The sequence below is a fragment of the Fervidobacterium pennivorans genome, from assembly GCF_001644665.1.
Taxonomy (GTDB): domain Bacteria; phylum Thermotogota; class Thermotogae; order Thermotogales; family Fervidobacteriaceae; genus Fervidobacterium; species Fervidobacterium ngatamarikiense.
Genome location: NZ_CP011393.1, coordinates 1691007 through 1705423, shown reverse-complemented (window position 1 = coordinate 1705423; position 14417 = coordinate 1691007). Strand labels below are relative to the sequence as shown.

The 14417-nt window shown below is 40.0% G+C and carries 12 protein-coding genes; 2 read left to right on the top strand and 10 right to left on the bottom strand.

What is annotated here, in order from left to right; all coding sequences use genetic code 11:
- Positions 1 to 35: 35 nt before the first annotated feature.
- Genes JM64_RS07875 through leuS form a run of 10 tightly spaced genes read right to left on the bottom strand, consistent with a single transcriptional unit; the run spans position 36 to position 12255 of the window.
- A complete protein-coding gene (locus JM64_RS07875; protein WP_064012168.1) occupies positions 36 to 794 on the bottom strand; it encodes an alpha/beta hydrolase in 759 nt (252 codons plus the stop codon).
- 56 nt (positions 795 to 850) lie between these two features.
- Positions 851 to 1300 (bottom strand): SoxR reducing system RseC family protein, encoded by a 450-nt coding sequence (locus tag JM64_RS07870; protein ID WP_064012167.1) that lies wholly within the window; start codon positions 1298 to 1300, stop codon positions 851 to 853.
- A gap of 39 nt (positions 1301 to 1339) precedes the next feature.
- A complete protein-coding gene (locus JM64_RS07865; RefSeq protein WP_409417956.1) occupies positions 1340 to 2953 on the bottom strand; it encodes a DAK2 domain-containing protein in 1614 nt (537 codons plus the stop codon).
- Between the two features lie 17 nt (positions 2954 to 2970).
- Positions 2971 to 3300, bottom strand: coding sequence for an Asp23/Gls24 family envelope stress response protein (locus JM64_RS07860; protein WP_029684059.1), 330 nt, complete (start codon positions 3298 to 3300; stop codon positions 2971 to 2973).
- Positions 3297 to 5186 (bottom strand): 1-deoxy-D-xylulose-5-phosphate synthase, encoded by a 1890-nt coding sequence (dxs, locus tag JM64_RS07855; protein ID WP_064012593.1) that lies wholly within the window; start codon positions 5184 to 5186, stop codon positions 3297 to 3299. The genes JM64_RS07860 and dxs overlap by 4 nt, the downstream gene beginning before the upstream one ends.
- Before the next feature lie 57 nt (positions 5187 to 5243).
- Complete coding sequence (gene serS / locus JM64_RS07850; protein WP_064012166.1) at positions 5244 to 6524, bottom strand: serine--tRNA ligase; 1281 nt, start codon at positions 6522 to 6524, stop codon at positions 5244 to 5246.
- A 34-nt stretch (positions 6525 to 6558) separates the two neighbouring features.
- A complete protein-coding gene (mtnA, locus tag JM64_RS07845; protein WP_064012165.1) occupies positions 6559 to 7632 on the bottom strand; it encodes an S-methyl-5-thioribose-1-phosphate isomerase in 1074 nt (357 codons plus the stop codon).
- A 53-nt stretch (positions 7633 to 7685) separates the two neighbouring features.
- On the bottom strand, positions 7686 to 8741 hold the full coding sequence (locus JM64_RS07840; protein ID WP_064012164.1) for a potassium channel family protein: 1056 nt from the start codon (positions 8739 to 8741) through the stop codon (positions 7686 to 7688).
- Positions 8742 to 8777: 36 nt separating this feature from the next.
- Positions 8778 to 9764 carry a peptidyl-prolyl cis-trans isomerase gene (locus tag JM64_RS07835; RefSeq protein WP_064012163.1) on the bottom strand — a complete coding sequence of 329 codons (987 nt, stop codon included), beginning with the start codon at positions 9762 to 9764 and terminating at the stop codon, positions 8778 to 8780.
- A 34-nt stretch (positions 9765 to 9798) separates the two neighbouring features.
- Positions 9799 to 12255 carry a leucine--tRNA ligase gene (gene leuS / locus JM64_RS07830; protein ID WP_064012162.1) on the bottom strand — a complete coding sequence of 819 codons (2457 nt, stop codon included), beginning with the start codon at positions 12253 to 12255 and terminating at the stop codon, positions 9799 to 9801.
- Between the two features lie 419 nt (positions 12256 to 12674).
- Here leuS and mgtE point away from each other — a divergent pair, with 419 nt between their 5' ends.
- On the top strand, positions 12675 to 14021 hold the full coding sequence (mgtE, locus tag JM64_RS07825) for a magnesium transporter (protein WP_064012161.1): 1347 nt from the start codon (positions 12675 to 12677) through the stop codon (positions 14019 to 14021).
- Between the two features lie 43 nt (positions 14022 to 14064).
- Positions 14065 to 14415, top strand: coding sequence for a hypothetical protein (locus JM64_RS07820; protein ID WP_064012160.1), 351 nt, complete (start codon positions 14065 to 14067; stop codon positions 14413 to 14415).
- The last annotated feature ends 2 nt before the right edge of the window (positions 14416 to 14417 follow it).

Sequence of the window (14417 nt, the reverse complement as noted above, 5' to 3'; positions counted from 1 at the left end):
GCTATATACTTTTTCTTTCTTATTATTAAACAGACTTATACCCAATCTTTTATGTAATATAGGATTCTGTTATGGAATTCCTCGCCATGTTCTGGGTCTTCAAAAAGTTCGTGGTAACCACCTTCAAACTCTTCAATTACCTTTTGTGTATCAAGCTCTTCGTAAAATTTACGTGCTCCTTGAGGAGGCGTTACTTTGTCTTCTGTACCTATTAGAACGACTACGGGACATTTGATTCTCGGAGCTCTCTCATGCGCTAATTGGACATTTTGCAACATACTTTTGCCAAGCTTAATCGAGATTTTGTCATGAACAAGCGGATCTGTAACATATCTATGAACTGCATCTTTATTTCTCGATAAAAGGTCCGGGTTTATACCATTCTTCACAGTTAACGAAGGCGCTAAAACAGAGAACATTTTTAGCATCATTATCTGGCTTGGTTTCGGTTCAAGCTGTAGTGCAGGAGACGATACAACAAGTTTGGAAACTTTGTTTGGTCGTTCTTCTGTGTAACGTACAGCGATGAGCCCACCCAAACTGTGCCCAAAAAGGATAAAGGAGTTAACTGTTTTTGTGATTTCATCGATTAAGTCTATGACTTCTTCAATAGATGTATGCCCACGTTTACCGGAGCTTTTACCATGACCAGGTAAATCAAATCCGATGACACCGAAATTGTTTTCCACAAGCATGTTAATGAGTTTCTCATACCTACCTATGTGCTCGCCAAGGCCATGTATTATAACAATCCAACCGTTATTACCGGTTCCTTTTTTGAAGTGGTATACCATACCCTTCCCCCCTACGTTTGCAAAAAAAAAGATTGCAGCACTTACATCGGTTTTTGCTATGAAAGTTGTCCTGTGTTTATCGTGACCGTGTTTCTTCTAACATCTATTATCTCTATTTTGTATTTTCTGTCGTAAATTCTTGTCAAAAATGCTCCTCCCCCGGTAAGAGCCAACGCAAGTATGAAAGAAACAATGTCCGAAAATTTTAATAGGTAACCAATAAGGGTTCCAAGAATAAAGCCTGCTAAAGGTATACCGTAAACAATTAGCGATAGAATTGCTGGGTTGTATTTGAAATCAACAACCACCAAATCACCTGGCACGAGAGGAAGCAAGTCTTGCCTCACACTCCTTTTATCTATCTTGAAAACTCCCTTCTTAGAGCTCTCGTTTTGTATTGAGCAAGAACCTGATAACCCACATGAAGCACATGCTACTTTGTCAACGTTTAAAGAAAGATATACATAATGCTCATCGACACTTTTAACTGTCATTAATTCCCTCATATCTTCACCTCTAATGCAAGAACTGTAAACAACTCAATTTTACTCGACCATCATAAGGAACGGGTAGTGTGGCTGACCTCCTTCGATGAATTCTATCTGCACGTTCGGGTATTTCTTTTTGGTGTATTTTTCAACAATACTTTGCTCAATAGGGGTTGCGCTTGAGCCAACGAATACTGTAAGAATCTCGTGTTCCTCGAGTTTGCATCTTTGGTAAATCTTATCAAGCACATTAACCAAATTCTTGTGGTGTGCAACAAGTTCTTTGTTCAAAAAACCTAAGTATTCATCCTTCTTAATCTTTTCACCTGCGTATTTTGAATCTCTTACGGCAACCGTAATTGATATAGCTATTGTCTTTCTTATTGTCTCCTCTATGCTGGTTATTATTTCCTCAATTTCTTCTCCTACCCTGTAAATCATTGCTGAAATGCTCTGTTGAACGTTGGTTGTTTTTACAACGTAAACCTTTATTCCTTCTTGTTCCGCAGTTTTTGCTGCTTGTTCTGCTGCCAATATTATGTTCGAATTGTTTGGAAAGACAATTACGTTCTCTGCATTGGCACGTCTTATAGCATCAAGTATATCAGCCATGCTTGGATTCATCGACTGCCCACCAGAGATGATTTCGTCAACCCCGAGGTCTTTAAGCACTTTGGAAATCCCTTCACCGGGTGAGACGGCAACGTAGGCTATCTTTTTTCTTTCCTTTTTTGCGTAAGCTTCTCCAACAACGTGTTCATGCTGTTCTTTCATGTTGTCGATTTTAACCTTTAGTAGCTCACCGTGCTTCAGGAACTCTTCAATAACTTGACCTGGATTGTTTGTATGAACGTGGAGTTTGATGATATCATCCTGTACAAAGAAGACAACGGAATCACCTATTGTATTTAGGTAATTTTCCAATTGCTTTTGCGTACCGTTAGTTATTGGTCTTTTGGCTCTGACGATGAGTTCTGTACAATATTGATAGGTTAGTTCTTCGTATGCTATGGTTATTTCTTCGGAAGGTCTTGTCTCAACACCTTCCAGGTTTATTGATGTATCACCCAAGGCGTACATTTTGAATCCCTGAATGATGTAATATAGACCTTTCGCGCCAGCATCAACAACATTCGCCTCTTTTAGTTTTGGCAACAATGATGGAGTTTTTTTCACAGTATCAAGTGCAATCTCTTCCATCTTCTCGAAGAGCGCTTCAAAGCTTTCGAGGTTGGAAAGTTCTTTGGAATGTTCGTCCAGTACGCGAATTACTGTCAAAATCGTCCCCTCAACAGGTCTTAAAACCGCCTTGTAAGAGGTCTCTTTAGCCCCTTTTATGCCCTTTACAAAGTCTGCAACTGTGAGCTTGCTTTTTTTCGAAAGTGTATCACAAAAGCCTCTGAATATTTGGGAGAGGATAACTCCAGAATTCCCCCTTGCCCCCATCAGAGTGCCTCGTTTTATGGCATCAAGGACTTTGCTTAGTTTTTCATCAGTAAGGTTTTCAAGGTACTTACACGCTTCGAGCATTGTAGAACTCATATTCGAACCTGTATCCCCGTCAGGAACAGGGAAAACATTCAGTGCATTTATCTCATCCCTATGGGCAAGCAAATTCTCGGCACCTTTCATGAAGATGCCTTTCATATCTGAACCATTTATTGTGGTCAGCAAGCTATCACCTCATTTCAGCGCACACCAATAATGTGCACGTTTACTTCTGGATTTTCACAGTTCGCGAATGCGCGGAGTTTGTGGACAACGTTCTCTTCTATATTCTTGCCAACTTCTGTGACCTTTGTACCGAATTCTACTTCAACGAATATATCAATTTTTAAATGTCCGTATTCGTCCTCTTCAACCTTTATCTTACCTTCCTCGGAGGAAAACCATCTTGAAAACCAATTGTCGGAACCTATGCTTATAGGTCCATAAGTTTCAAGGACTGCAAGATAAACAAGCTTTCTTATAGCGTTAACGGTAATTTCAACCTCACCGTATTCTGTTTGAAACTTCATAACCTCACTCCTTTCATAACGTATTTTTTAATCATTTGCTCAATATTGTTGCTGTCAAGTCCGACGTACTTTATAAGTTCATCCCTTGTGCCATGCGGTATAAATTCGTCCCGTATACCAACAACCTCTACTTTGCAGTCGTATTTGTCCGCATAATCTCTTAGGTATTTCGCAGCAACACTCTCTCCAAATCCACCAAGCACCGCACCTTCTTCTATAGTAAAAACGTATTTATGAGTTTCGAATACTTTTTCAAGCATCTCTTCATCTATTGGTTTTACACTTCTTACTCCAATCAAAGTCCAACGGTTTGCTTTCGCAATATCCAAGTATTTCTTTGCAAGCACGCCGACCGCTAATAAAGCTGCTTCCTTTCCTTCCACAAGTAACTGCCATTTAAAAGGCTCTACGGTTTCTATTTTACCACAAATTTCCTCCAAATTGCCAAATTCCACATCCCGTGGGTATCTTATGGCAATGGGACCTCTGTACTTATCCCTTTCCTTCAGGACCGTCCACAACATAACAGCAAGGTCTTGACCATCAAGCGGTGTTAATATCTTCATATTTGGTATGGGTCTAAGATAGGCTATATCAAACACTCCATGGTGTGTTGGACCATCTGTTCCCACTAAGCCTGCCCTGTCGATGGCGAATAGCACATCCAAATTCTGGAGTGCGATGTCGTGGATTATCTGGTCGTAGGCTCTTTGCAAGAATGTAGAATATATTGCTACCACAGGTTTGAAGCCCATAGTTGCCAAGCCACCAGCATAGGTGACCACAGATTGTTCGGTTATACCCAGGTCAACAAATCTTTGTGGAAATTGCTTTGCGAATTTACTAAGGCCTGTTCCATCAGGCATTGCGGCAGTTAATGCAACAATTCTATCATCCTGCGAAGCAATTTTTGTCAATGTTGTTCCAAAGACTTCGCTGTAGGAATAAGTTCCCTCAGGCTTCTCAAAAAAGCCTGAATCTGGATCAAATTTATCCACACCATGAAACTTTGTAGGATTCTGCTCGGAGAAATAATAACCTTTACCCTTTATCGTAAACACAGTGAGTACCGTTGGATATGGATAGTCTTTAACTTGTTTTAGAGCTTCTTCTAAAGACCTCAGGTCATGTCCATCAACAGGTCCAAAATGCTTTAAACCTATAGACTCAAAGAAGTCCTCACCTATGAGTGCAACTTTTAAGGCCTCTCTAATCTTTTTCAATTCAAACTCAACAGCTTCGTTGAGCCCTTTTTTCAGTTTCTCTTTTACTGTTATATAAATCTTGCTCGTTCTGAGAGTCTCAAGTAGTTGGGATAGTCCGCCGACATTTTTAGAAATGCTCATCCCATTGCTGTTAAGTATTATCTTTATCTTAGAATCCTGCGCTTTAACTTGGTTGAGTGCTTCTAAAGCTTGTCCACTTGTTAGTGCACCATCACCTATGACCACTACAACGTTAGCCTTTCTGTTCTGCAACTTTAATGCTTTTTCTATACCTAATGCAGCTGCTATCGAGGTTCCAACATGCCCTGCACCGAATCTATCCACCTTCGCTTCAAACACGTTCGTAAATCCTGATAGTCCGCCAAAGGTCCGAAGCGTTTTAAAAGCATCCCATCTACCTGTCAATAATTTGTGAGTGTAGGTTTGATGGCCTGTATCCCAGATTACGTAATCTTCATAGGGGGCGAAGACTCTATAAAGCGCGAGGGTTAATTCGACGGTTCCTAAATTGGAAGCCAAGTGACCTCCGTTGACGGAGGTCACATCAATGATGTATTTTCTAATCTCTTGAGCAAATGAATGAAGCTCTTCGTAATTCATCTTTCTAATTTTTTCTATCAAAGCTCTATCCTCACCGAAGAGTGTGTTGAAATCACGCATCAAAATTCTCCCATCCCTTGTTACACTATCGTTCATTTTGCATTTTATATTCCCCACTTACTTCATTGGTTTTATGACATCAGTTTTCATGTAAGGTCTAAGCACTTCAGGCACAGTTATTGTACCATCAGGATTTTGATAGTTTTCCATAATAGCGACAAGTGTTCTTCCTATCGCAAGACCTGAGCCATTAAGTGTATGGACGTAATTGAGCTTTCCGTTTTTCGTTCTATAGCGCATATTACCTCTTCTTGCTTGGAAATCGGTATCGTTGCTACAAGATGAAATTTCTTTATACGCATTGTAAGATGGCAACCAGACTTCTATATCATACGTTTTCGCAGCTGCAAAACCAAGGTCACCTGTGCAGAGCGCTACAACCCTGTAAGGTAACCCAAGAAGTTGGAGAATCTTTTCCGCATCGCGGGTTAGTTGTTCCAGGTCTTCGAAAGACCGTTCGGGTGTTGTGTACCAAACAAGTTCAACCTTTTCAAATTGGTGTTGTCTTATTAATCCTCGCACATCTTTACCGTAACTTCCCGCCTCTCGTCTATAACATGGAGTGAACGCTGTGTACTTTATCGGAAGTTGAGTTTCTTCAAGAATCTCATCTATATGCAATGCGGCAAGTGAAACTTCCGCAGTCGGGATAAGGAATAAATCATCTCTTTCACATGTGTAAAGTTCTTCCGCAAATTTCGGAAGCTGGCCTGTCGCAGTAATTGTTTCCCTTTTAACTAAATGCGGAACATTGACTTCTATATATCCGTTCTGTGTGTGAGTATCAAGCATGAATTGAGCGAGAGCACGTTCAAGTCTAGCGATTTCTCCAAACATCACGGTAAACCTCGAACCACTTAACTTAGCACCCCTGTCAAAATCAAGCATACCAAGTTCAGGACCGAGGTCCCAGTGGGCTTTAGGTTCGAAATCGAACTTTCTCGGTTCTCCCCATCTTCGAACCTCGACATTCTCAGTTTCGTCCTTCCCAACAGGCACACTTTCGTGTGGAACGTTCGGTATGTAAAGCGCCAAGTTGTACATCTGGTCTTCCAACTCTTTTTCTTTTGCCTCGTATTGAGCGATTTCATCACCCAATTTCTTGCTTTCGGCGATTATTTCATTCGCTTCTTCGTTCTTACCCTCTGCTTTCAATTTTGCAACCATTTTGGAAAGCTCATTTCTTTTTGCTTTTAGGTTGTTGACAATATTGACATAATTTCTCCATTCCTTGTCCAGCTCCACGATTTTGTCAAGGATTTCAGTAGAATAATTCCTTTTTCTCAGTGCTTCATAGAATAACTCTGGGTTCTTTCTCAGTAATTTGAGATCTATCATATCATCACACTCCTCGGATTTTGTAAACAACCTCTTATTTTTCTTCTTCAAATAACTTTTTCAAATTCTCTTCGTACGGAGGATAAACTACCCCTTTTTCCGTGATTATCGCAGTGACAAGTTCGTTGTCAGTTACATCGAAAGCGGGGTTGTAAATGTTAACGTTGTTTGGAACTATCCTTTTTCCACCACAAGTTGCAACTTCTTCATGAGACCTCTCTTCAATTGGTATTTCCGCTCCGCTTCTTATTGACATATCTATCGTGCTCGTTGGGGCAGCAACATAGAATGGTATGCCATGTCTTTTCGCAAGAACGGCAACCATATAGGTCCCTATCTTATTCGCCACATCACCGTTGGCGGCAATTCTATCAGCTCCGACGATAACTGCGTTGATTTTTCCCTGTTTCATCACCCATCCTGCCATATTGTCACTTATAACTGTGACATCAAACCCATCTTTCATTAATTCCCATGCGGTAAGCCTTGCACCCTGCAGATACGGTCTTGTTTCATCTGCGTAAACTTTTATACGTTTGCCCTGTTCTTTGGCTGCTCTTAGAACACCTAGTGCCGTTCCGTAATCTACAGTTGCAAGTGCGCCTGCGTTACAGTGCGTCAAGACTGTAAAACCGTCTTCAAGTAATTGAGCACCATGCCTGCCAATGGCTTTGTTAGTTTCTATATCTTCAATCGCAATTTTCAAAGCCTCTTCTTCCAACACCCTAACAAGTCCTTCAAATTTTCCGTGTTCTACTGCTCTGCGTTCCATCCTATCCAGCGCCCAGAAAAGGTTTACAGCTGTTGGCCTTGTTCTTGCCAGCGTTTCTTTCACGTTTTTCAATTGCATCATGGCTTGTTCATAATTGTAAGTTTTTCTTGTTATTTCTTTTGCTCCCAGCACATATCCAAATGCCGCCGCTGCTCCTATAGCTGGAGCTCCTCGTACAACCATTTCTTTTATAGCAAGCGCAACTGCACGATAGTCTGCGCAAGTTACGTAAACTTCTTCAAAAGGAAGCCTTCGTTGGTCAATAAGTATCAAAGCATCACCATTCCATTCCATGGTCATGGTTTTCAAACCCTTTGCCTGAGCTTTCGCCTTCATCGTTTGCTCCCTCCCAACCGTACTTTTTGTGATTTTTCATAACTTTTACTTTGTTACGTGTTTAAAAAATCTTCTCTGAACTTTGAAAGACCGTTTACTTCACCAAATAGGACCGCTTTGCTATCATCTGTCAAAACCTCATTCTTTGAGGGACCTAAGACCAGAGCTTTGTCTTTTAACAAGCCAATGATGTAAACACTGTACTTTTCCTTAAGTTTCAATTCTTCTATCTTTTTACCAGCAAGTTTTGTGTTTTTTATATCAATTATTTCAACCTGAAAGGCTTTGTCTGATATGTTTAGCACATCTATAATATTTTCACGCTTTTTGAGGAAAGTCAGCGCTTCGACAATCTTTAACCCCGCTATTTCTGCTGTTGCAATAGGATGGTCTACCCCTGCGTAAATGAATTTTGTTAGATTCGATATATTCGATATATTCGAAACGACGTATATGTTTGGATTCAAGTTCTTAGCAGTCAGGGTAACAAAGATGTTGAGTGCATCGTTTGGTAAAGTGGTAACAAGAGCCCTCGCTTGCTTGATACCAGCCCTTAATAATACTTCTTCGCTCGTTGCATCGCCCTTTACAAAAACTACGTTATTTGTTTTTGAACTGTCGGTTATTTTTTCCCTAAGCTCTTCTTCAGTCACAAGGCTGTCTATTGCAACAACCGGTTCGTTCAACCTTAACAACTGATTTATAACCTTTGTTCCTATGTTTCCAGCTCCAACAACAATTACATGGTCCTTCATCTTTGACACCTTTCTTTCCACTCTTTTTTGTTTCATCAGTTTGATTAATTCACCCTCAACTAGCAGAGCTGTTACATACGACACGTTATACAAAACAACTGATAAACCAGCAAATATAAGCATCACAGTAAAAAACTTACCAAACGCTGAAAGTTGCTCATGCATTCCATAACCAACTGTCGATATGGTTATTCCAACAAAGAAAATAGCATCTGTAAGTGAGTAACCTTCAAACAGCCAGTAGTACAAGGTTCCAATTAAAAATATAAGCAAAACACTAACTAAAGCATTTTTTACTCTATTTAGTAAGTTTCTTTCTATAACTCCCAAGGTTTTTGATTCCGTTTTTGCCATGCTTTACACCTAACTTCGTTACAACAAAAGCTTTTTTCATTTCACAATAGGACTTTTGTACCTTATTTCTATCTTCGAATCTTTTCTAAATTTTTCGAAATCCTCCAAAAGTTTTTTCGATGCTTCCTCTTGCTTTGATGCAATCAAGGTGTTTTTTATTTCCTCACTAACTTCACTAAGAGTTTTCGTGCTACCAACTTTTATGTCTCTTACCTTCACAACGTAGTATTCGTTCCCCACTTGCTGGACTGGTAACGTAGTACCTTTAACAGCACTGGTGATAAATATCCAGAGTGATTGTGGAATTTTCGATGTGTCGTTAATGTTAACATATCCGTTGACAACAGGGGACAGGTTGTATTTTTTCAATATTTCGTCGTTCGAAAGACCTTTCACAACATCTAATCTTAACGTATCCGCTGTCGATTTGTCGTTCGTTTTGAAAACAAGTAAATCATATTGAGCCGGAACTGTGTATTTGTCCTTGTTTTTTTCGTAGTAAGACTTTATCTCTTCATCTGTAACCGCGAGGTTTTTAAGATAGTAAGTGTAAGCGTTAGCAAGTGATAGTGAATATTTTCGTTGGAAATAGAGTTTTTGCCTGTAATCTTCGAGCTTGCCCATTCCGAGCTGTACCAAGTATTCGTCTAATTGTTGTTCGGTCATCTTGAGTTCAGTAAGCATTTTCTTTATTTCGTTATCAACATCTTCTTTAACAGTCTTATCATCAGGTGCAACCCCAAGTTTCTCAGCAAACTGGATAAATAAGACCTTGCGGACAAGTTGGTCCAGGACTTCCAATTTGTATTTTTCTATCAAAATAGCTCCCTCTGTAGAAGTTGTTAAAACCTTGTAAAACGTTTGGTTTGAGTTTTGAATATCTAAGAGCAATTTCTGAACATTCGCCTCCCTGTTCCATTCGTCCATGGTGACGTTTCTTCCATTAACAACAGCAACAATGTCTTGCTGAGCGAACGTAAGTAAACTGATGAACAATACCAAAAACACTGTTAGTTTCTTCATCCTAACTCCCCCCGATATTTTTATGGTATTAGAATTATTTAACAACGATATTCACCAGTTTTCCAGGCACATAGAAGATGTTGACTATCTGTTTTCCCTCTACCAACTTCTTAACATTTTCAACAGCCTTTTCTTTTATTTGGTCTTCCGAAGAGTCTGCCGGAACAGTGATTCTACCTCTCACTTTACCGTTAACCTGGACGACTATTGTTATCTCTTCTTCCTTAAGTGCTTCTTCATCGTAATCTGGCCAGCGTTCTTCAACAATTAATGTTTCTTTTCCTAAGTCATGCCACATTTCTTCTGCCATGTGTGGTGCAAATGGTGAAATTATAAGCGCTATTTTTTCTGCTATCTCTCTCAACAATTTTTTGTTTGGTTTCTGGACTGTTTCAAGGTAATCGGAAAGTTGGTTGTTAAATTCCATCAGTCCAGCGATTGCAGTGTTGAACTTAAAGCCACCTTCAATGTCTTCTTTTATTTTCTTAATCATCGCATGCAATTTTCTTCTGAGCGCTTTTTCTTCTTTTCCAAATTCACTTTCTTCACCATCTTGTGAGTTTATGATATCAAGCATTTTGTAGTAGTTGTTCCAAAGCCTTTTAACAAATCGATTCACACCCTCTATTCCTGCATCGCTCCATTCAGCATCTTTTTCTGGGGGTGCCATGAAAAGTATGTACATTCTCAATGTATCGGCACCGTATTTTTCTATCATATCATCTGGGGAGACAACGTTACCTTTGGATTTGCTCATCTTCCAACCATCTTTGTAAATCATACCTTGGGTGAAGAGATTCTGGAATGGCTCGTCGAAACCAACATAACCAAGGTCGTGTAAGACTTTTGTGATGAATCTCGAATAGAGCAAGTGTAAAACAGCGTGCTCAACTCCACCTATGTATTGATCTACCGGTAACCAGTAATTTACATCGCTAGTATCAAAGGGTTTATCTTCCAATTTTGGGTTCACGTATCTTAAGAAGTACCAAGAACTATCGACAAATGTATCCATTGTCTCTACTTCTCTGTGGGCCGGACCACCACATTTTGGACATGTTGTGTGTTTAAATTCTTCGCTTAAGGTCAATGGTGATTGACCTGTTGGTAAGAATTCAACGTTTTCCGGCAGTTTGACCGGCAAATTTTTTTCCGGAACAGGCACGATACCACATTTGTCACAATAGATTATTGGAATTGGAGCTCCCCAATAGCGCTGTCTTGAGATAAGCCAATCTCTGAGTTTGTATTGGACACTTCGTTTTCCATAGCCTTTCTCCTCTATATATTTTATGACTTCTTCAATGCCTTTCTTACTGTCCAAACCGTCAAACGGACCGCTGTTAATCATTACACCTTCGTCTTCGTAAGGTGCTTCTTCTATATTCCAGTCACCTTCTTTGGGTTTGATGACCTGTTTTATCGGTAATCCATATGCTTTCGCAAAGTCAAAATCTCGTTTGTCGTGAGCTGGAACAGCCATTATTGCGCCAGTTCCGTATTCATAGAGTATGTAGTTGGCAACATAAATCGGTATTCTTTCACCAGTCAACGGGTTGATTGCATATCTGCCAAGGAAGACACCTTCTTTCTTCGCTTCCAAACTCGTTCTCTTGAACCTATCTTCAAGAGCAACTCTCGCTAAGAATTCTTCAACTTCTTTCCTCTTCTCATCAGTTACAAGTTCGAGCACCAGTGGAGATTCAGGTGCAATTGCCATGAATGTCACACCGTAGATAGTGTCTGGCCTTGTTGTGAAGATTCTGATTTTCTTGTCAAGACCTTCGACTGGAAAATCAACTTCGGCACCTGTGCTCTTTCCAATCCAGTTTCTTTGCATTGTTTTGACATGTTCTGGCCAACCAGGAAGTCTGTCGAGCCCTTCGAGCAATTTCTCTGCGTAATCTGTGATTTTGAAATACCATTGTTCAAGATGTTTCATAGTGACAGTTGTACCACACCTTTCACATTTTCCATCTTTCACCTGTTCGTTAGCCAAAACTGTCTGACAACTCGGGCACCAATTTACAGCTCCAGGCTTTTTGTATGCCAAACCTGCTTCGTAGAGTTTTAAGAATATCCACTGTGTCCATTTATAATAATCTTCATTGCACGTAATAACTTCCCTGTTCCAATCGTAGCTAATCCCCATCTTCTTTATTTGTCCACGAATAGTGTTTATGTTATCCATAGTCCATTTCTTTGGATGTATCTTATGGGCGATTGCTGCGTTTTCTGCAGGCAATCCGAAAGCGTCGTAACCAAATGGATGTAATACGTTGTATCCCTGCATTCTTTTGTACCTTGCAACGATGTCGCCTATTGTGTAGTTCTTAACGTGACCAACATGCAATGTTCCGGATGGATAAGGGAACATAACAAGTGCGTAATACTTGGGTTTTTCAGAATATTGAGGAGTTTCAAAAACCTTTTTCTCTTCCCAGACCTTTTGCCACTTTGGCTCTATCTCTTGTGGACGATACTCCTTCATACCTTTTCCCTCCAAGGCTCAGTTTTTTTGTGTTTTAAGTTTTGGTATTCCTAATCGCTTTTTTTGATTTCTTATACATTATACCATAAAATGCGATTTTTTCACTCACTTTATTTCGTCGAGCAAATATCCAAGAATTCTAATTTTCTTCACAGAAAATTCATATACAAGCCTGCACGGAAGGTCACTTTTTCTGGTATAATTAAATCATCAAGAAAGCAAAAGAAAATAAATGCACGATAAAAGCCCGCATAGTTTTTTTAAAGTGTTCGCTCTTCTGTTTTGGGAAAACTTCGAAAATTTTCGAGGTTTTTCCGTACAACGATTCTTCAGGTGAAAGGAAGGTGATTATTTGTGGAATACCCGAGTTATTCCATTGACAAACCACCATAAACTACTTGCAAAGGAGGGTAAAGAGGATGAAGGTAAAAATCCAGATCGACATCCGCAAACTCATCGAGCGCGGTGATTTCCGAACACTGAAAATGCTACTCGAAGACCAAGACCCAAACGTAATTTACGAAATGATTGAAGAACTCGAAACATCAGAAAAAGCTGTAGTATTCCGCCTTTTGAATAAAGAGCTTGCCGCGGAGGTCTTTTCCAAACTTGAGCCTGATGAGCAATACGAACTAGTAAAGCTGCTTACCGATGACGAAATCAAGTCTATTTTCAAAAACATGGACCCTTCCGATAGGGCTGAACTTCTCGATGAATTACCCGCCGATGTTGTTACCAAGTTGCTTTCGTTCCTACCTAAAAGTGAAAGAGAACAAACCCTTGAAGTGCTGAATTACCCCGAAAACTCAGCGGGTCGTTTGATGTCGCCGTATTTTATATACGTGACAAAATCCATGACAGTTCAACAAGCCCTTGATAAGGTGCGCAAGTTTGGAAAAGACGCAGAGACAATCTACACGATTTTCGTAGTGGAAGAAGACAGAACACTTATCGGAAATGTAAAACTCGAGGATTTACTGTTCGCTGAACCTGACACATTGATTGAGGAAATATACACGCCCGACCCGATTTATGTTAAAACCAATACCGACCAAGAAGAAGTCGCCGAACTGATGAAGAAATACGATTTAAATGCTATTCCTGTGGTTGACAACGATATGAGGCTTGTTGGGATTATAACTATAGACGATATCGTTGATGTTATTGATGAAGAAGCAACAGAAGATATTCACAAAATGGCAGGAATGAGTGTTACGACAACTTCTTATTTTCACACGTCACCACTGATTTTTATCAAAAACAGATTACCCTGGCTTGTTGGTCTGCTGTTGCTTGAGAGCGTTAACGCATTTATAGTTCACAGATATGAAGAAGTGCTCGCAACAATTCCTATAATCGCTGCGTTCATGACTACAATGGCCGATGCGGGAGGAAACACGGGTGGACAAAGCAGTACGCTTATAATCCGTAGTATGGCACTGGGCGATATTGAACTAAAAGACTGGTGGAAAGTGCTACTTAGAGAGTCTTACGTTGGACTGGTACTTGGCTCGATATTGGGAGCTGTCCTTTTTGTGCGCGGTTTCATGATTTCACACAACATCGTGGTTAACTTCTCTGCGGCACTTTCCTTGCTCATCATCATCGTCTTTGCAAACGTTGTAGGTTCTATGCTACCATTCATCGGTAAATTGATGAGAATTGACCCCGCTGTTATGGCGGGTCCACTGATAACAACGATAGCAGACCTTGCTGGTATCTGGATATATTTCGCAGTTGTAACTTATATGCTGCGGATAAGATAACTTTGTTCTCTTTCTTTTCCTGTTTGAATAGGGAGTGAGGCACATGGAGAGAGAAGAAATTGAAAAGAAGTTGATTGAATCCATTGAAAAACTGGAGGAACATCTGAAAAAGTACGAGGAAGATGTAAGGAATATTAACAATAGGATTCAACATCTACAAGAAGAGTTAGACAACGCATGGAACAACCTAAGAACTATAGTTATAGTACTCACGGTTGTATTTGTCGTAATGGCGGTTACCTGGTTCTTTCCATTCCAAGTAGCAGCGTATCGCTATTTAAGCATCGATGATATCCAAAGGAAAATCGTTGCTCTAAGTGTTGAAGCACTCTTTTTTGGGTTGTTATTCATATTAATGTTGTGGTCTATGCTTTCAAGGAGGTTTAGAGGTTAATC